The 776-nt window shown below is 62.4% G+C and carries 1 protein-coding gene; it reads right to left on the bottom strand.

The window, feature by feature from the left end; genetic code table 11:
* Positions 1–28: 28 nt before the first annotated feature.
* The coding region (locus tag ASJ79_RS24920; protein WP_067961279.1) for an IS3 family transposase at positions 29–776 on the bottom strand (748 nt) is incomplete at its 5' end.

The following is a 776-nucleotide window of genomic DNA, read 5'->3' as shown; positions in this document are numbered from 1 at the left end:
TGGGGTTCCCCTGAAAAAGTGGACACGGTTAGCTTGATTGCTGATTGATTCGTGTGGCGATCTCAAAGTCGATGGGTGAGATCATTCCCAGTGAACTGTGCCGCCTGTCATGGTTGTAGTAGCGAAGGTAATTATCAAGTCCCGCAGTTAAATTCGCATACGTGGTGAAGGCGTGCCGCTTGTAGTACTCGTGCTTGACCGTCGACCACAGCGATTCGGACCCGGCGTTGTCCCAACATATGCCGGTGGCCCCCATAGAGCGGCGCAGGCCGTGATCGGAGCAGGCTTTGGCCAGGTCGTGACTGGTGTATTGACTGCCCCTGTCGCTGTGCAGGATGGTGCCGGCCACCGACCCGCCGCGGGTGAACACCGCGGCATCGACGGCCTGCTCGACGAGCTCGGTGCGCATGTGCTCAGCCACCGACCAGCCCAGCACGCGTCGTGAGTGCTCGTCCCGGATCGCGCAGAGGTAGGCATCACCTTCGCCGCAGGTCAGGTAGGTGATGTCGGAGGTCCACACCGCATCGAGGCGGCCCTGATCGAAGACCCGGCCCACCCGGTCGGGTGGAAATGACGCCGCCGGGTCAACGACGGTGGTTTTGACCTTGAAGGTGCGCGGGCTGATGCCTTCGATGCCCATCTCGGCCATGATCGCTGCGACGGTGTTGACCGACACTGAGATGCCAGCGGCGTGCAGGTCTGCGGTGATGCGTGGCGAGCCGTAGGTGCGCCGGGATTGCTGCCAGTGGGCCAGGATCTTGACCTCGAGGTCGCGG

The organism is Mycobacterium sp. NAZ190054, assembly GCF_001545925.1.
Classification (GTDB): domain Bacteria; phylum Actinomycetota; class Actinomycetes; order Mycobacteriales; family Mycobacteriaceae; genus Mycobacterium.
Note: the sequence above shows the minus strand (reverse complement) of the source record. Positions and strands in the feature narration are given on the sequence as shown.